Below are 17819 nucleotides of genomic sequence, written 5' to 3' on the forward strand. Positions count from 1 at the left end.
ATGGTCATCATTCTTTTGTTTTAGGTTTCAGCGCTTTTAATATAATGGATGTTGGCCTTTTTGTATACACTAAAATAGGGTTGGTGGAAAATTTCCATCAACCCTAAAAATTATAGAACCACACAAAACCCTGACCAGAGATGGCCAGGGTTTTGTATTTCAAAAATTATTCTGTAAATTCTATAGTTACTTTTACTTCAGAATCCATTGAAGAAAATATTGTTTTATAATAATTGATTGCAGATTCTTTAATTTCACTCTTAAATTTATCTAAATACTCTGCTTGTTTATCACTAGAAAGTTGGTTAGCGACCAATTTCCCAGTATCAATATCTTCTGTAGTTCCACTTAATAACTCTCCATGACTATCATATAAATCATAAGGATTATCTTTTGAAAGTTCAACACCAATTACTTCCAATTTTGGAACAATAACCTTATATTCTTTTTCGCTTATTTGTTCAACCTTTACACTACTTTTAATTCCAAATTTAGCTTTATAATTTAAAATTACTAATGCTGCTTTTTTAGAGAACGGCACATCAAACCCAAAAACTTGAGTTGTTTTTGTTTCAGAAATAATTTCATTAATTCCCGCATTCAAAAATACAACTTCATTCACTTTTTCAATACTTTCGATATTAATTGACGATTTGACTTCTGATTTATGTTCCTTAGGTAAGAAAAATAGCACTCCAATAGCTATAATAGCTATTAATACCACATTCAATAGTACACTAAACATATTAACTTTCTTCTTTAATATAGACAAGATAAAAAAACCTCACTTTAAATAATCTATCTAAATTTTACACATTCTAAAGAAAATAGTCAATATTTTTTCGTACTATCTTCTAAAATTAATTGTGCCTATTAAAAATGAAATTAGTTTGTTGCATTTGATTATATTTTTTGAACACCAAATCCATTTAAAATTGAGTGCTATTTTGAGCACTAAAAAAGGGCTCTTTGTCAAATAGTGTTGATGAAGAAATTTAGGAAGGGATTAAGCAACTAATTGTTGCTTAATTCCTTTTTGTTTTGGGCCAAACATTTTTGTTATTAAAATAATCCTATTTCTAAAATGGTAATAGTTTCTAAAGCCGTAGGCATTTCTTTTAAGCACTTTTATTTTATTGTTTATTCCTTCAATAGGGCCATTTGTTCTAGTTGGATACTCACAAGTATTTTGAATATATGGCAAGTAAGTCATAAGAGTCTTTAATACTCTTTTTAAACCAGGAGATAGGTCTAATTGCGTAGCTGCTTCAATCGTTTCCTTGAATTCTATATAATCTCTATCCTGTATACATTCACGAAGTGAATGTACAACCTCATAATCATTTTTAAGAGATGGATTTTTTTCTAAGATATAATCTACGATTCCTTTACTTGTTATGAAGCTTTCAAAAAGCTTATAACGATTATATTTATAGTTCTGAAGTTCATTAGAGTTCTTTAAAATTAACTTCCAATAATGTTTTAACTTTCGATATAATTTAGAGTCTTTATAGCGATGCTTATTCATGACACGTACCCGAGTTCGATTTAATTCTCTATTTAAGGCTTGTACGATATGAAAAGGATCAATGATAATTTTAGCGTTAGGAAACATTTCTTTTATTAATTGAATGTACGGTAAGTACATGTCGATGGAGATAGTTTTCACCTTTAATCTAGTCTCAGGCTCAAAACGATAAAAATATTGTTTCAAACTGTAAGATTTTCTACCTCGTACAACATCGACCAACTTGTGTGTAGTGCTATCACAAATAATGAAGCTCATATTGCTATCGGAAGATTTAACAGATTTAAATTCATCAAAACACAAATGCTCAGGTAAATCATGTAATGGTTTAATCGTTAATAATCGTGCTGTATCATCTATGATACGTCTAACGGTATGAATTGAAACATTTGTTTCTTTGGCAATATATGTTTCAGATACTGTTTCACTTATTTTTGCCTTAATTTCATTTTTTAATCGTTTCGAGATATGACAGTATTTTTCTACAATTCGACTAGTATCTGCAGTAAATGAAGAACCACATTCTCTACAGAGAAATCTCTGCTTTCGTAGATTTAAGTAGGCCGGAAGGCCTGAAACAGAACAGAGAGTGATACGAGAAGTTTTCGTCCCGTTTTTAACTATATTGTTATTTTGGCTAACGCACCCACAAACGGCACAAAATTCTGGTTTATGCGTATAAGTAGCTGCATAAAATAAAGATTTTCTCTTTTTAAATATCTTCTCTTGAACTTTATTATCCCAAATAATGTTTTTATCTTTGATTTGTAGTGTAGCTTCTAGTATATTGTTCATATGGTCATCATCCTTTTGTTTTAGGTTTCAGCGCTTTTAATATAATGGATGTTGGCCTTTTTGTATACACTAAAATAGGGTTGGTGGAAAATTTCCATCAACCCTAAAAATTATAGAACCGTTCTTTTTATATCTCATTTATTCAGCCAAGGCACCCATTGGATCCCATGGTGCAAGGACGATTGGTTCTGCTTCATAGGCAGCTTGTTCTTCTGCTGTTAGTAATTCTTTACGAACAACAATCTGGTAAGTGTATTCGTCCATCCAAGCATCTGAGGCAACAAAGTATCCATCTGTACCGACCTTGTCTCCCCATGAGTTTTCAACTTTCCACTTGATTGATTTGCCATTTTCATCCAAATCAACCCCTGTCAAGACCATGGCGTGAGTCATCAAGCTTTCGCTGTAGTCCAAACGTCCTGCCTTGTCTTGAGTGAGTTGAATGTCCATGCTTGATTCAAAGTCATAGACATCTGTCGCAAGTATTCCGGCTTTACGGTTGCTGAGCTGGCCAACATCTGAACCAAACCAAACAGTTTCTCCTGTCTGCATTTGGGCAATCGCCAATTCTTTCAAACGTTCCATCGGTACGTTGATGTAGCGAACTGCACGGCTACCAACGACATTTCCCAACATCTCAACTGTGTAAGATTTACCGTAAGGTTTGTCAGCAGTTGGAGCATTGATCACAGAAACGTAGTCTTCTAGTGGAAGGTCAACGTATTTCTTGTAAAACTCTTGTGGTGTGATGCCTTTTTCGCTTTGGTAGTTGTTGTCCTTATCACGATAAGCAAAGTCAAATTGACGTGGTGGAAGTCCTAGTGACATGGCAAGGAAGTTAAAGATTTCTTGCAAAAGGTCTTCTTTCTTAGCTTGTACAGTCGCTTGATCTGCACCAGAAGCCAAGAGGTCACGCAAGATTTGAGCATCTTGACGAAGCAATTTGTTAAGGATTGCATTGAGTTCACGGCTGCTGCTAGATGAAACAGACTCTGGATAAACAGACTTAGGAACGACACCATATTTCTCAAAGAGAGCCACAACCATATCCCATTGACCACCATCTTGTTGTGGAGTTTGGAGTAGGAAGCTAACCTTGCGACTTGTCAATTCTTGGTCTGCAGTCGCAATGACTTGCTCCAAGAACCAGTTTGATTTTTCATACTTGTCCCAGAAGAAGGTGTGAGCTTGTGACAATTCAAAGTTTTCAAGTTTGTATTGAGAGATGAGTTTGTGGCGGAAGGTATTAAGGGCCGCAAACATCCAGCAGCGACCAGAAGCCTTCTGGTTAGTGACCTTGTCCTTTGTCAAATCAAGTGAGAAAACAGGTGTGTTATCTACATGGCTTTGACGACGCTCAAGGGCTGCAAAGATTCCATTGTGGCTGGCAGCATTTTCGATAGCTTGGTATTTGACATTTGCTTCATAATTAGCAAATAATTTATCTGTAAATGATTCTTGAATCGCGTTCATAAAATCCTCCTTTTATTCTACAGTCTATTATAACTCTTTTCACAAAGGAAGCAACCAAAAACTGAAAAAGGCAAGGATATTTTCCTCACCTTTTTCAAAGATTCCACAGTTTACCTAACACTTTCGAGCAAGCCTTCTAATTCCTCTTTGGCCAAGCGACGCCATTCTCCACGTTTCAAATCCTCATCCAAGGTCAAAGTTCCCATGGTCAGACGTTGCAAGTCCATCACTTCCTTGCCACAGTAGGCTACCATGCGTTTAACCTGATGGAATTTCCCCTCGGCAATAGTCACACGAACTAGACTTTGGTTTTTTTCTCTATCAAGAGCCACAAGCTCCAGTTTGGCAGGCTTACAGGTAAAGTCTTTTAGCGGAATCCCTTGTGCAAATGTCTCAATGTCTTCATCCGTCATGATTCCCTTGACCTGTGCCAGATAAGTCTTATCCACATGACGTTTAGGAGAAAGAAGAGCATGAGCCCGTTGGCCATCATTGGTCAAGAGTAGGAGTCCATGCGTGTCGATATCCAAACGTCCCACTGGGAAAACTTCCTTTGATCGAGCTAAATCATCTAACAAATCCAACACAGTCTTATGTTTAGGATCTTCAGTCGCTGAGATAACCCCCTGGGGCTTGTTCATCATATAGTAAACAAACTCCTCGTACTCTAGCTTTTGCCCGTCAAAACAAATCTCGTCTGTCTCTTCATTGATTTGTAGCTTGGCAGATTTTTCCTTTTTACCATTGACCGTCACGCGCCCTGCCTTTAGAAAGTTTTTAACCTCAGTCCGACTCCCGACAGCGCAGGCAACTAAAAATTTATCTAATCTCATAAAGCTATTATATCATGAAAAAGCATAGACTTAGAACAAAAAAATAAGCCGCCTGATTGGGCGACTTTATTTTATAGGGAGATTATTATGAAAAATTTTTAGGAGTTAAAGTTAAGGTCTTCTTAACTTATGCTTATAGTATAAGCTAGATTCCTAAAAGTTTTCTTAAACTTTTCTCCTCAAACTTAAATTTCTTTAAATCTTCACTGTTAAAATCAAGCATTGTCTCTTTAAAAAATATAGATCATGAAAATGTTAAGGCCATAAAGAGGAGTAGCATCACAAATAAGGCTAAGCTAACGAGCAAAGTTAGAACTTTAACAAGCGTATTGCTTTGCCAATAGCTGGGCTTTCCGATATTACTAGTTGCATCCATAGAAAAAATTTGAGTTTGTCTTGGTTGAATGGTCACAAGGATGATTAAGGCAATAGCTAAAATAATGGTTAAAATTATCAATAATTCAGTCATTTAACTACCTCAAAAGTCCTATTAAAGTAAACAGCAAACCTATCAAAATAATCAATCCCAACAAGAAAGAGAATGTTTTACTGATTTTTTCACCACGTGTAGATTTTTCTTTTTTGATGGGTTCTTGTTTCATCTCTTCCATACGACCTTCAACATCCTGATAAAATAGATCTTTTTTAGTCATGGCTTTCTCCTAAAATGGTTTCCATCCGCTCCTGATACATGATTGGATCCACATAATTGGCATGGTACCCTTGATCTCCAAGAGCTCGACCCATCTCTTTGACATGAGAAAGGGCTAACTCAATGGTATGAATCATGTCATCAACTGCTTCCTTAGCGAAAATATGATTTGGAGCTGTATAGCGGCGATTATGGGCTGTTTCCTCAAAAGCTAGGACCAGTTGGTTGTGTTCAAAAGCCTGACGAACAGCTTGAAGTAGTTCATTCCCATAGTTGATATCCAAATAGATATCTGATAACTGATAAAGCTCCTGAATCTTTTGGGGACTGGCATTTTGATAGAGTACGACATTGGGATAGCGGAGCATATCCAGCAACTTGGATGACATCTCTGTCACTGCTGCGATTCGGAAAGTAACCCTTGGTAAACTTTCCACCAGTTTTTCGACTTGCTCTAGTTGGTCCGAATTGGTCACTATCAAGGCATCAGGACGAACAAAATTATCACGCTTAAAGTGATAATGATAGCCTAAATGACTAAACTTATGATGGAATTTTTCATCCGTCAACTGCAAAGCGTGTTCATAGGTCGCATAATCTGGAATGATAATGGTCTTAGCTCGAAGCTGGTCATTCTCCAAGATTAGCTGCATATTTCCTGGTATATCATTATGTAATGGTTCTTGCCAAACTAGAATATCCTGACCTGATTTGTCTGGGAAATGGAAGGAAGTCAAAAACGATGTAGATAGGGTATTAAAGAGAATGTGGTCAAGATTCACTTTCAAACCTTGCAAGAAGTCTATGATAAAGGCCACTCGACCAGAAAAATGGCGCAATCCTTGACCTTCCAAGGTCAGGAGAATATCACCTGTGACATGGTTTTCCAAAATAACTTCTTTTTGATCTACATTCCGATAAGAAGTCATAATAGCTTGACCAGATCCATCAAAGGTAGTCTTAGCAAAACAAGCTCCAAAACGATTGTAGTGATCCACTTGGAAGATGCGGCCTGCTGGTGTTTTCCATTCGACTTTTTTTACCAAACGAGCCTGTAAGCCATCTGCAAAATGTATCACTGCTCGTTCTTGATTGAGGTCATTGATGGTTCCAAATTGATTATTCCCAGCAATCTCCCAAAAGTCTGGTACAGGAACTTGGTTAAAGTACAAGGGTTTACCGCTGTCATAACCCAAATAATAGGTGAAAGGTGAGACAACTCCATCTGGCAAAAATCCATCTGGTTCAATAACCACAGCCAAATCAGACAGGCCTGCCTCAGTCAGACTATAGTGCAAATCTTGGCTTTCTTGATTATATAGATCAAATAACTGAATCATCCACTACCTCCTTGATTGTTTTTTCCCATTTGTTCAAAATCTCTTGAGTCAAGAATTTCTCAGCAATCTGGTAGGATTTTTCTCTCATACTTTCCAAACGATTTTCCAAATACAGTTGGCAGATTTTTTCTGCATAAGCTTTCTTAATTTCATCTTCGACATGGTCAGATGAACTTGGAATCAAGTAACCATTTTCGCCATCTTCGATGAAGGTTTGATTTCCATAAGGAACATCAAAACCAATCAATGGCAATCCTGAACCAATTGCTTCCATGAGAGTCAAACCAAATCCTTCACTTGTAGAAGCAGTTAGATAAACTTCATACTGTGAATAGATTTGGGAAAGTTCTGCATGGCCCTTGAGTTTAATATACTCTTCTGCCTGACCTGCAGCGATAATCTCATGTAGACGTCCTTCTTCGCCACCACTACCGTAGATATCAAAGGTTAATTCTGGCAATTCCTTATGAGCCTCAATCACAGCCTTGACAAGCCAATCAATATGTTTTTCCTTAGCTAGACGCGAAGCTGTAATGAGAGAAAATGGCTTACGGCTCTCTTGCGGTTTTGTTAATTGGTCAACACTTCCAACTGGAATGGTCACAATCTTAGGAGCATGTGTGGTATAGTGAGCAAACTGTTGCTCTAGAACTTCCTTTTGACGATCCGTTGAAACGATAAAGAGATCGACCTTATCTGCATTGGTAAACTGGTAGTCATAATAGTTGTTCCAAAGGATATAATCATCATTGGTCGCATTTTCACTATAGTGCTCAGCGTGAACGACAACAGCAAGGTGAGCAGCACGCGCTTCTTCAAAGACCACCTGACCAATTCCTGTCTCACGGTCTAAAATCACTAGATCTGATTTACTTAACCCAAGTGTCTGCATGAAATAACGGATCAAGGCAGGCTTCCCGTATAAAATGCGATCCTTGAAACGGTAGACTTCCTCGGTCCCTTGATTCATGAACATTTCATAAGCCGGAGTCCCATCTTCATTGTAGAAGGTTCTTTGATAGAGTGTCGCTACATTGTCTTTAGGAGCAAAATATTCTGTGCAGTAGCGTGTGTAAGAGAAGTAATCCTTGCGGATTAACTTACCAGCATACACATACTCCACATGTTGGACAAAATCTTTTTCCTCATCTACCAAATAACAAGTGATAAACTTGTCTTCATCTGAGAAGAAGATTCGTTCAATTTTCCCATTTCTTTCACGACGGCTTTCGACACCTTCAAAATAAGCTAACACATCATCTACCGTCACACTGGTCGGTGCAATTTTGATATCTGTAAAGTGATTGTAAAGCCAGATGACTTGATCGTCATCAAAGCCGATATTTGCAGTCAAATGTTGTATATTATCTCCCAAAATCATATCTGTAAAGATAAACTTCGACGGCAGGTTCAGGTTGCGAAAAATACCCGCACGATAAGCTTGGGCATATTCAACACCACTGCTGGCCCAGCCGATTCCTAAATTTATATTGTAAATTGTCATATTGTCCCCTTTTTATGGAAAATGGGTTACGATTTCGCCCTTAGGTCCCATCTGTACCAAGCCCATCAAGATATTTCGTACCATATCTGAACGAATCTGCTCTTTCATGGCTTCAAATCCCATATAGGCTTCTCGGTAGTATTCTACGATAGGGTTCGTTTGACTGGCTGATTGTCCGCCAATTGCCATCATCAACTGTTGCAGGTAGTCCACTTGTTCTACCCAGTTATCATCAATGGCTTTAAGCATGGAAACTCTCAAAAATTGGTCATATAAATCATGAGGTTCTAACAAGGTCTTCTTATCATTTAACTCATTGTTAATGATCTGAATCAGGAAATTTCTCAACGCTTGTTGATCTTCAATGACTAGATCAAGAGGTAATTCTCTAATATTAAAACTGATATTCGTGACAATATAGTGAAATAATTCTTCTCTAGTTTTTATGTTTTCAGATAAAATTGTTTCAATATACTCGTCAATCATCTCAGATAATACATCTCTAAGATCTCTCTCTCCATTTATTAAACGATTTCTTTCCTTATAGATGAGATCACGTTGGATATTCATACTCTCAGCATATTCTAGTGTTCTCTGTCTGTTGGCGCGACTAGCACTATCACTTGCATTTTGAGCTTTCTCAACCAGTCTGTGGTATTTTCTTCCCTCAAGGACTTGTGGTTGAGTAATATCTGCAACACTGTACTCTTTGTACATTCTGTGAACCCAGGATGGACCGAACTTCTTGATAACATCATCTTCTAATGATACAAAAAACTTCGACAAACCTGGATCTCCTTGTCTACCCGAGCGTCCTCTAATTTGCAGATCGATTCGCTGGCTTTCCATTCGTTCTGTACCGATAACTACTAGGCCACCAAGCTCGGCAACTCCAGGTCCCAATTTAATATCTGTTCCTCGACCTGCCATGGATGTTGCAACCGTCACGGCTCCCATCTGACCTGATTCTGAGACAATTTGTGCCTCACGCGCAGCATTATTGGCATTCAAGACGTTATGGGCGATTCCTTCCCGCAACAGTAGGGACGAATAGAGATGCGACATCTCAACCGATCCTACAAAGACTAGTAGTGGGTTTCCTTTGAGATGGTATTCCTTGATACATTCAAGTGAAGCATAAACCTTTTCTGGTAGTGTTACATAAAGATTGTCTGGATAGTCTTTTCGGATCAAGGGACGATTAGTCGGAATTCGGATAACAGACATATTATAGGTTTCCAAAAATTCCTTCTCTGCGACCTTCCCAGTCCCAGTCATTCCTGATATCTTATTAAACATTTTGAAAAGACTTTGATAGGTAATAGAGGCCATTGCTCGCGTTTCAGGAGAGAGTTTCACATGCTCCTTGGCTTCGATGGCCTGATGAAGACCTCCCTGCAACTTGGTCATTTCCATCAAACGACCTGTTCCTTTATCCAGGAGAATCATTTCATCATCTCGAATGATGTACTCCTTATCTCTCGTGAACAACTTATGAGCTCTCAAGGAATAGACTAGATGTCGTACATAAGTCGCGTATTCTTCCTTATACAAGTTATCAATCCCTAGGAAGCTTTCAGCAGTTTTAGCCCCCTTTGTAGTCAACCATATCTCTTCTTTTTCTTCTTTAAAGATATAGTCTTCATTTTCAACCATAGTTGTTACTAAAGTATCGATGATGCCATAGTAGTTGGACTGAACGCGAGGAGATCCCGCAATGATGAGTGGGGTCTGTGCACTATCTAGTAAAATATCATCAATTTCATCAATGATGACATAGTCAAATGGGCGCAAAAACTTTTCATTACTACTGGAAGCTAAATTATCACTTAGATAATCAAAACCTAGACTACTATTGGTTAAATAGATGATATCTGAGTTATAAATTTTCTTTTTATCTTCGGCTTTTAATTCTTCCTCAGGATCATCAGTGAATGGGATCCCTATACTTAAGCCTAAGAATCGATAGACCGGCCCCATTTCCTCTGCGTCACGTTTAGCTAGATATTCATTGGTCGTAATCAACATGGCACCTTTACCAGTTAGGGCATTGAGATAAAGAGGCATAGTCGCAGTCAAAGTCTTTCCTTCACCGGTATTCATCTCCGCAACATTCCCCTGGTGGATGACAATGCCCCCCATAACTTGAACGTCATAAGGAAACATCCCTAGGATTCGCTTATCAGCTTCACGTACAACTGCAAAAGCTTCAACAAGTAAGTCATCTAGGGTTTCCCCCTCTGCTAAACGTTGACGAAACTCTACCGTTTTTACTGCCAAGGCTTCATCGCTAAGAGCTGCCATCTCATCTTTGAGACCATTGATCTTTTTTAAAGTAGCTCCGACTTTTCTGAGTTTTCTATTTTGATACAAACTATTAAACACGATCATACTCCTTAATTGAGAAAGAATAAAAATCGAGTGACTCAAACCCAGCAGCAATGAGAGAAACTCTATAGGTATAAGCCTCCTCAGGATAAACGAAAGAAAAAGATAGGGTTTTCTCAACTTTTTCTTCTAGCACTTCTTCGTAACGGTCCAAGAAAACTAGTTTTATGTAAATGCTATTTTCAGGATAACAAGTCATATTCATGGTGAATTGATAGCGATGATTTCTTTTTAAGAGAGGTAGGCTGGGTTGACTTCTACCACCTTGATAATTCAAGCTTGAAAGCCATGATTTGAGAACTTCTCCTGGAGCTAGTAATGGATTTGAAAGACTGATATGGCCATCTTCCCAAAACTGAACTCGAGTTCCATACAGGTAAGTTGCTCCCATATCTCCCCAGAGTATGTCTTCTCTTTGATTTATAATCATGTCTCACCTCTTCCAAATTCTGCTTGTAATATCATGTTATAAAAATGGATAAACCAGATAACGTTGGTTTCTGTATCATCATTGTGTCGACCTGCTGTTCCTTTTGATAAGATCTTCGCTCCAGTTTGACAGAGCGTAGTGACTAGCTGATCATAGGCATGACTATCCATATCCTCATCCTTCATGTAAGAAAGACCAAACGTCGTTTGAGAAAAATCTGCTTGTTTGAAGGCAGACCAAAAACGGTTATCCAACTCATCCATATGGGCCGGGCTGATCCCTCCAGTTTGATGGTGGAGCACGTCAAATCCTGTTGGAAAGATACCTGGTGCTTCCAGTCTACCACGTTTAGCAATTGTCCCTAAATTTGCTAAGGGTTTACCCACAACGATTCCTTTCGGTTCAAAGAATGAGCCATAGTAAAGAGAAGGGAAGGTTCCCATTGATAAACCTGATAAAATCAAATCTTTTTTTTCAAAACCTAAATATTCCTGATAATGTTCAATCGTTTGTTTGATTTTTTCTTCTAGTTCTTCACTACCTAGGTAAAAAGCTCCACCTATTAAGCGAGGGTCCGAGAACAAAATGAAGGGGCACTTGAAATTTTGCATCATCCAGTATCCTTCAAATCCCTCGGCAGGTCGGAATCCTGAAAAGTAAACAGCCAATGGTGGCTTAAAATCCCCAGGATGAAAGAAGTAGTTAATCTCGTCTCTCTTACTATCGTGTAAAATATTGCCTCCAAGGACAAATTTCCCAAATTGTTTACGGGTCCAACGCTGATGTAGATTTCCCAATTTTAAGCTTCCCTGACCACGCGCTTCAATAGACATACAGAGGTGGGCATTGTAATCCTGCTCCATGACTAGAGCCGTTTCTAGTTCCTCTTCTGTATACATCAAGTCTTCAACCACATCCGAAACTGAACCTTCAGGCATTTTTCGAACACGAAACTGAAATTCTACACCTTCACTTTTTTCATACTCTAACCACACCTCGATTGGAAGTTTTGTTGATGATACAAAGTTGTATTTCCAATTAGCTACTTGGGAAAATTCAGAACCAAAATCTCCCTCTAAGAGCAAATATTCAAACCCTTGATAAGAAATAGAACCCTTAAAACTTGGATGGACATCAATTGCAGAGGGATTCAACTTATCTCCATAACCACCACCAAATAAGGAAGTTGATAAATCTTTTAATAGCCTCTGTGGATCTGAAAAGTCGATTGCTTGGGCACAGCGTTTCTTGATTAAATCTAAAATAAGAGGGTTGCTTGTTTGAAACTCTTGGTTATAAAAAATCGTATAAGGATCGATCATTTTAATAATTGGTAATAGGTCAACCAAGTAACGGCCGTCTTCAATGAGAATGGCATTAAACTTGCGAATCTCATCCATTTTTATCGTTTCCTTAAGTACCTTAGGAGAATTAGGATAAAAATAATACCATTCCATTTTCTTAGGGATCTCATAACGATGTTTCCAATTTCCCGTCCCTATCTGTAGGATTTTAAGATCCTTTGACATTTGTACTCTCCTCTATCCATTGATCTAGTTTTTCCACAAATTTTTCACCTGTATGTTCCTTGATTTTATCAATCGAGTAGATTAAAGACTGATTCCATTCTTTTAGGGTATCCAGGTAGTGATGGGCCGCTTTCTTAAATTCTGTGATGGTAGAAAGCAGGTAGCCATTTTTCAAATGGTCAACATAGACAGTCTCTACTTGATTCACCTGAGGAATTCCTGCACTAATCCCTGCTATTTGGGTATATAGATGAGGTTGAGGATTCAAATCAACAATCAAACGCACATATTCTAATGTCTTAATCATTTCCAATTCATCATTGATGTTTAACAGGCGATAACGGAGTTTCTGCTGTGCATTTTCCTTTAAAGGATTTTCAGCCCCTTCATAGTCAACCGCTTTTTCAAAACTCTTTGCTGGGAATTTTTCATCTATGATCTCTTGAATTATATCTGCCACTCTCTCCATCTGGTCGTTATTGGCAGCAAAAGCACCGAAAATTACCTCAGTATCTTTGGTCTCTGCAAGGAAGGATAATATTTGGAAAAGTCCTTCTTTGTCCACTTCTTCTTCAAAATTAAGTTGATAGTAAATAATGGATTCCCTCTTTGTCTGACTTTTTCCCAATCTCAAACGAGTATCAAATGGCGATAAATGTTTGAACAGATTGTATTTATCTGGATACAATTCCTGCAAAAGCTGAAGGCTATCCTCCCTATCAACCAAGACCAAATCGACTTTGGATATAGGACCAAGAAGGTCTCTCATAGTCTGCTTTGGATTGCGACCGATGAAAAGGCTCAAGATTTTCGGATTTGCTTCAGGTAAACGATTTAGAACAAAATCGTTATGCCGAGAATCAGATGGGACAATAAACAAATCACTACTCTCTTCAATCTTCTCGAGTCGTTTCTCAAAAAATTCAGCAACCAACTGCCCCATATCACTATAATGGAGCGAATGAAAACGAAAGGCAAAAATAGGATTAATCTCTACCCTACCATCCTCTTGTAAATACTCTCTGAATTGCCAAATCCCTTTAGGATTCAGGTAATCTTGACAAGCTGGATAATTGTCCTGATAATAAATGACACTCGAAACAAAGCCTCTGTCATCCATAATATAGCGTTTAGACATTTGCCCTTGGATATCAAAATACTGGATATCACTAATAAATCCTTCCACTCCATGCTCAATCTGAGCATAGCGATTTCCATCTTTTTGGACAATAATGGCGAAAGGACTGTATATAAATTCACAGTCCTTATCCCACTCGATATCTCTGATATTCAAGACTTGTGGAGAAATATCAGTAATATCCTGCATCTCATCAAAAATAGAATATACTTCAGCTTCTAATACACCATGACGATGTAAAAAATAGCGAAGATGTGGCTGATAAGCCAAAATCAATAGACGTGTCGATTGTTCCAACCTATCTAGTAGACGAATCTGATTAAAGGTATCGTCAAATTCTAATTTAAATTGTGAAAAGTACCAAGGGGTTATATCAGCATGCCACTGCTGATGGCTACCATACCAAGCCGGAATAAAATAATACATAACACTCTCCTAAATCAGTGGTTTATAAGTTTCATTTAACTTCAGTGCTCTAATTTCATCTTTAATGTTAAAGATCATACCACTTAAAATCATAAACAAACCTGGTATCATACTCACTCTTAATAATTGTTCATCCATTAAAACAAACAACATCGGTAGACCTGCGAATAACACATTAAAGATACCACCTACAATAGCAAACTTGAATACTAGATTATTGATATATTTACTAGTGTCCTCACCTGGATAGATGCCATAAATATACTCGCCAGATTTTTTCATCCGTTCTGCCACCTGCTCTCCACTAATATTGACAAAAGCAAAGGCAATACTAAAGACAAACAAGGTCGCTATATAGGTATAGATCCACAAGGGTTTCCCCATCGCATATTGGATCGTTATTTGTTGATAAACTGGATTTCCTGGATCAAATAATTGCAACAAAAGAAACAAGTACGTTGGTAAGTTAATTAAACTCATCACGTACATGAAGGGCATCCCACCTGCAGGATTCAGCATTATATCAAAATAAGAATAACGCTTAAAGCGAGAGTGGAGACCAATCTTATTGACTGGAATCCGATAACGAGCACGATAAAAAATTGCAATGAGATAGGCAAAAACGATCCCCATCGCTCCGAGTATTTCAACAATCCACATAGGAATCCCTAATTTTTGTATCGATTGTACAATGTCTTGGGGAATATAGATAATCATACTGGTCAACAAGATGACAATAGAGCCACCAACACCTATCACCGAGTTAATATCTGATAACCATATCAAGAAAAAGGTTCCAGCTATCAGCAATATCGTGTTGAGTATGAGTACCAAAAGTGTATTATAGTTGTCCTTGATTGGTAGATTTACCGCTAAGGCTAGCGATTGAATCAAAGCGATTGTCAAGGTTAGATACATCTTTCTCCTATCCTGAACCTCAGTCGAACCAGAGGCAAGATTCAAACGCTTAGAAAAGGAGAACATCTGCCATAAAATCATCGATGACATCCAAGGAGATAAACCGACTGAAAAGATTGACAAGCTCCGTAGATTTCCACCTGTAATTGCGGTTGAAAAGGCCAAATAGGCGGTAGCACCGCCAAGGAAATCCCTGCTATTCAAATCGATAAAAGGAAGAGTAATTCGACTCCCTAATACATAAACAAAGAGCAGAAACAAGGTTCCTAGACCTTTCTTTACTGCTATAGATGAAAAAAATCGTTTCACGAAATACTCCTTTTCATTAGTTATAGGTTGCAGTCAAATCACTCAAGCTGTTGTTACAAATGAGATTTGAAAATTATATCATTCTTCACTCATCCTCTAATCTTACAGGTAACTCTCAATCACTTGGTAATTAGTTAGTATCCAAGTTTTTCATAGCAGCTACCAAGTCCTCTGGTTTATCGATAGAGAAAATGCCATCATAGATACTATCTTCAGCTTTTTTTCGAGTGTCTTCAAAAGCAAAAATTTTCTTTCCTCTTTCTTTTGCTCTTGAAACTACATCCAAGACTTCATCACCCCTATTAATATCCAAGTAAATACTGGAATCATCCAATAATCAATCAATTCTTTGATGAAGGATAGACTGGTACAAAGTCATATTAGGATAAGAGGATAGCTTTGTGACCGACTCAATACAGTAAACTGGAGCTGCTAGATGGAAATGCCAATCTGGTAGGCTACTAATCAAATACTCTAAATGCTCCACATTAGCACTCCAAGTCACAATCATCGCTTGTTTTTGAGATTGATTACTCCGTTTAAAGTAGTTCAAACTAGAACGTTTAAAAGCAATCTCTGTCCAATCCAAATCTCTATAAGTCCACCAGAGTTCACGAAGCCGTGAAATACTATAGGTGTTCCATGGCTTATCATGACTAGCAAAATGAACAATTACTGGTGGCTGATCATCCAGACGTTGACACTTCTGGGTTAGATGATAAGTATCTACACCAACCATATAATTATAAGTTTGGTCTAAGGGCAGCCATTTGTTTTCAAAGTAAATATTTAAAATACTTTGATCCCCTAGATGCACAGCCTGATTCTGTTCTGCTGCTAATTCTAATAGACTATTAACAATTAAGTGCTCTTTCCATTTTGCTACATCCATGATTAAAACACCAGAATTAAATCCTGATTCCCTACCTTCGTAGGCATATACATCATCGACAGCACCTACATAATAGCCTTGAAGATCCATTGTATATAAAGGTGACAAGTCCCCTGTCACAATGATATCTGAATCAAGATACAGAACTCGTTCAGAATGAACCACTTCCGTAGCAAAAAAACGAAAGTATGAAGCGTAATTTAAATGAGGCCCCGTCTTATAACCTTCAAATATCTCTTTGTTCAAATGGACATTATGAATAGTAGAATTCACAACTGTCATTTTCTTTGCTAATAACTTGAACCACTCTGGTGCGATATCACTATTTAGTATATAAAAATCAACATCTTGATTATGATATAAAATCGATTTGATGGTTGTTTCTAACTGGATGAGATAGGCATTATCTGCCGCAAGTACAATTGACTTTCTCACTATTCTCTCTCCTTCATATAGCACTTAATTGCTTCTACTAATTCTTCTGGTCGACTTTCAGAGTAAACACCTGCATAGCAAGTATCAGGCAAATCTGGACAACGACTACTATCAAAACTGAGCATCGGCTTTTGGTATTTTTGAACCAAATCATAAATGTAAGTTAGTTTTTGATCCATGTTTAGGTCTAAATAAAGATCCGATTGTTCAAGAACATTCTCCACTAAAAGAGGGAAGGAATTTGGATAGAGAGTCACATTTTGAAAAGCTGATAAGCGCTTCAGTTCATCTGCCATAAATGTATGAGCAGCAATGTAAAAATGGACCTCAGGCAAGTGTTGAGCCAGATAATCTATTTTCTTAACACACCAAGAATTGGTTAGGTTCATGCATCTTAACTTAGGTTTGTAAACATCTGCAGTACAAACAAGATTCTTTTCTCTCCAAGTAGATACAATATATGACCACTCCATCATGGAATAGTGCCACCATTGGTCTCTGAGACGACCAACAGAGAATTGGTTCCAAGGTTTATCTGGAGAGATATAGTGTAAAATTTTTGGAAGAGGTGTTAGCGGAATATCAAAGACAAAACGATGATTCATTTCAGCTGCACCAGCATCAAAACCTATTTGAAAATTATAGGTATCTTCTAGCTGATAGCAGCTATCCCTAAAGAGAATATTGAGAATAGACTGATCTCCTTCTCCCACGTTTTCATGCTCTCTCTCAGTTAAATCAACCAATCTCTGTCTGATGTCATCTGATTTCCACTTTTTATTATTGATTAATAATACACCTGCATTAAAACCAACTCCTGCACCAAAACAAGAACGAGCTGCTGCCAAATAATTTTCTTCTAGTTCTATTTCAAACAGCTGACTCAAATCACCAGTCACAACTAAATCACTATCTAAATAGAGAACCTTATCTTCTTCGACAAAATCTGGAATAAAGTAGCGGGCAAAGGTCATGTGATTGATATGAAGCAACTGATTGGTCCAGTTCATCTTATATTTTGCTCCAATGACCTTACAATCAATCAAATCCCCACCCATTTGTTGAATATAGGTCCGAATATTCATAAACCATTCTTGTGGAATATCTTGATTAAGTACATATATTTTCAAATGGCTATTGTGGCGACAGATTGATTTTATAGCAGTTTCAATTTGACGAATATAGGCATAATCTCCTGCAAAGATAACTGACTGCTGTTTTTTCATTCG

Annotated in this window: 14 protein-coding genes and 1 pseudogene; all 15 read right to left on the reverse strand. The window is 37.6% G+C overall.

Going from position 1 to position 17819, the window contains the following annotated elements:
• Positions 1-166 precede the first annotated feature (166 nt).
• On the reverse strand, positions 167-745 hold the full coding sequence (locus tag RRU92_RS00950) for a DUF4230 domain-containing protein (protein ID WP_000493216.1): 579 nt from the start codon (positions 743-745) through the stop codon (positions 167-169).
• 261 nt (positions 746-1006) lie between these two features.
• Positions 1007-2323: an ISL3 family transposase gene (locus tag RRU92_RS00955; RefSeq protein ID WP_315640004.1), complete on the reverse strand. Its 1317-nt coding sequence runs from the start codon at positions 2321-2323 to the stop codon at positions 1007-1009.
• Positions 2324-2461: 138 nt separating this feature from the next.
• The gene (pepC, locus tag RRU92_RS00960; protein WP_315640006.1) at positions 2462-3796 is read right to left on the reverse strand and encodes an aminopeptidase C; all 1335 of its coding nucleotides are present in this window, start codon (positions 3794-3796) and stop codon (positions 2462-2464) included.
• 110 nt (positions 3797-3906) lie between these two features.
• A complete protein-coding gene (locus tag RRU92_RS00965; protein WP_315640007.1) occupies positions 3907-4629 on the reverse strand; it encodes a pseudouridine synthase in 723 nt (240 codons plus the stop codon).
• A gap of 244 nt (positions 4630-4873) precedes the next feature.
• Positions 4874-5098, reverse strand: a complete 225-nt coding sequence (gene asp5, locus RRU92_RS00970) for an accessory Sec system protein Asp5 (RefSeq protein WP_075230877.1) — start codon at positions 5096-5098, stop codon at positions 4874-4876.
• 4 nt (positions 5099-5102) lie between these two features.
• Positions 5103-5282: an accessory Sec system protein Asp4 gene (asp4, locus tag RRU92_RS00975; RefSeq protein WP_075230876.1), complete on the reverse strand. Its 180-nt coding sequence runs from the start codon at positions 5280-5282 to the stop codon at positions 5103-5105.
• Positions 5275-6621 (reverse strand): accessory Sec system glycosylation chaperone GtfB, encoded by a 1347-nt coding sequence (gene gtfB, locus RRU92_RS00980; protein WP_315640009.1) that lies wholly within the window; start codon positions 6619-6621, stop codon positions 5275-5277. The genes asp4 and gtfB overlap by 8 nt, the downstream gene beginning before the upstream one ends.
• Positions 6605-8125, reverse strand: coding sequence for an accessory Sec system glycosyltransferase GtfA (gene gtfA, locus RRU92_RS00985; RefSeq protein WP_315640012.1), 1521 nt, complete (start codon positions 8123-8125; stop codon positions 6605-6607). Before gtfA ends, gtfB begins: the two co-directional genes overlap by 17 nt.
• A 12-nt stretch (positions 8126-8137) precedes the next feature.
• A complete protein-coding gene (gene secA2 / locus RRU92_RS00990) occupies positions 8138-10516 on the reverse strand; it encodes an accessory Sec system translocase SecA2 (protein ID WP_410530761.1) in 2379 nt (792 codons plus the stop codon).
• A complete protein-coding gene (gene asp3, locus RRU92_RS00995) occupies positions 10503-10943 on the reverse strand; it encodes an accessory Sec system protein Asp3 (protein WP_315640015.1) in 441 nt (146 codons plus the stop codon). The genes secA2 and asp3 overlap by 14 nt, the downstream gene beginning before the upstream one ends.
• Positions 10940-12472, reverse strand: a complete 1533-nt coding sequence (gene asp2, locus RRU92_RS01000; protein WP_315640016.1) for an accessory Sec system protein Asp2 — start codon at positions 12470-12472, stop codon at positions 10940-10942. The genes asp3 and asp2 overlap by 4 nt, the downstream gene beginning before the upstream one ends.
• Positions 12456-14036, reverse strand: coding sequence for an accessory Sec system protein Asp1 (asp1, locus tag RRU92_RS01005; protein WP_315640017.1), 1581 nt, complete (start codon positions 14034-14036; stop codon positions 12456-12458). Before asp1 ends, asp2 begins: the two co-directional genes overlap by 17 nt.
• Positions 14037-14045: 9 nt before the next feature.
• Positions 14046-15263 carry an accessory Sec system protein translocase subunit SecY2 gene (gene secY2, locus RRU92_RS01010; protein WP_315640018.1) on the reverse strand — a complete coding sequence of 406 codons (1218 nt, stop codon included), beginning with the start codon at positions 15261-15263 and terminating at the stop codon, positions 14046-14048.
• A gap of 130 nt (positions 15264-15393) precedes the next feature.
• A pseudogene (locus tag RRU92_RS01015) lies at positions 15394-16590 on the reverse strand (glycosyltransferase family 8 protein).
• Positions 16590-17816 (reverse strand): glycosyltransferase family 8 protein, encoded by a 1227-nt coding sequence (locus RRU92_RS01020; protein WP_315640019.1) that lies wholly within the window; start codon positions 17814-17816, stop codon positions 16590-16592. Before RRU92_RS01020 ends, RRU92_RS01015 begins: the two are co-directional and overlap by 1 nt.
• Positions 17817-17819 lie beyond the last annotated feature (3 nt).

This window comes from Streptococcus sp. DTU_2020_1001019_1_SI_AUS_MUR_006 (genome assembly GCF_032340315.1).
In the GTDB taxonomy this organism is placed as follows: domain Bacteria; phylum Bacillota; class Bacilli; order Lactobacillales; family Streptococcaceae; genus Streptococcus.

What these genes read in the sequence shown, in the direction of transcription:
- asp1 (WP_315640017.1), bottom strand. Translation starts at nt 14,036, where the DNA reads ATGTATTATTTTATTCCGGCTTGGTATGGTAGCCATCAGCAGTGGCAT.
- RRU92_RS00955 (WP_315640004.1), bottom strand. Translation starts at nt 2,323, where the DNA reads ATGAACAATATACTAGAAGCTACACTACAAATCAAAGATAAAAACATT.
- asp4 (WP_075230876.1), bottom strand. Translation starts at nt 5,282, where the DNA reads ATGACTAAAAAAGATCTATTTTATCAGGATGTTGAAGGTCGTATGGAA.
- pepC (WP_315640006.1), bottom strand. Translation starts at nt 3,796, where the DNA reads ATGAACGCGATTCAAGAATCATTTACAGATAAATTATTTGCTAATTAT.
- RRU92_RS00965 (WP_315640007.1), bottom strand. Translation starts at nt 4,629, where the DNA reads ATGAGATTAGATAAATTTTTAGTTGCCTGCGCTGTCGGGAGTCGGACT.
- RRU92_RS01020 (WP_315640019.1), bottom strand. Translation starts at nt 17,816, where the DNA reads ATGAAAAAACAGCAGTCAGTTATCTTTGCAGGAGATTATGCCTATATT.
- asp3 (WP_315640015.1), bottom strand. Translation starts at nt 10,943, where the DNA reads ATGATTATAAATCAAAGAGAAGACATACTCTGGGGAGATATGGGAGCA.
- gtfA (WP_315640012.1), bottom strand. Translation starts at nt 8,125, where the DNA reads ATGACAATTTACAATATAAATTTAGGAATCGGCTGGGCCAGCAGTGGT.
- gtfB (WP_315640009.1), bottom strand. Translation starts at nt 6,621, where the DNA reads ATGATTCAGTTATTTGATCTATATAATCAAGAAAGCCAAGATTTGCAC.
- secA2 (WP_410530761.1), bottom strand. Translation starts at nt 10,516, where the DNA reads ATGATCGTGTTTAATAGTTTGTATCAAAATAGAAAACTCAGAAAAGTC.
- asp5 (WP_075230877.1), bottom strand. Translation starts at nt 5,098, where the DNA reads ATGACTGAATTATTGATAATTTTAACCATTATTTTAGCTATTGCCTTA.
- RRU92_RS00950 (WP_000493216.1), bottom strand. Translation starts at nt 745, where the DNA reads ATGTTTAGTGTACTATTGAATGTGGTATTAATAGCTATTATAGCTATT.
- asp2 (WP_315640016.1), bottom strand. Translation starts at nt 12,472, where the DNA reads ATGTCAAAGGATCTTAAAATCCTACAGATAGGGACGGGAAATTGGAAA.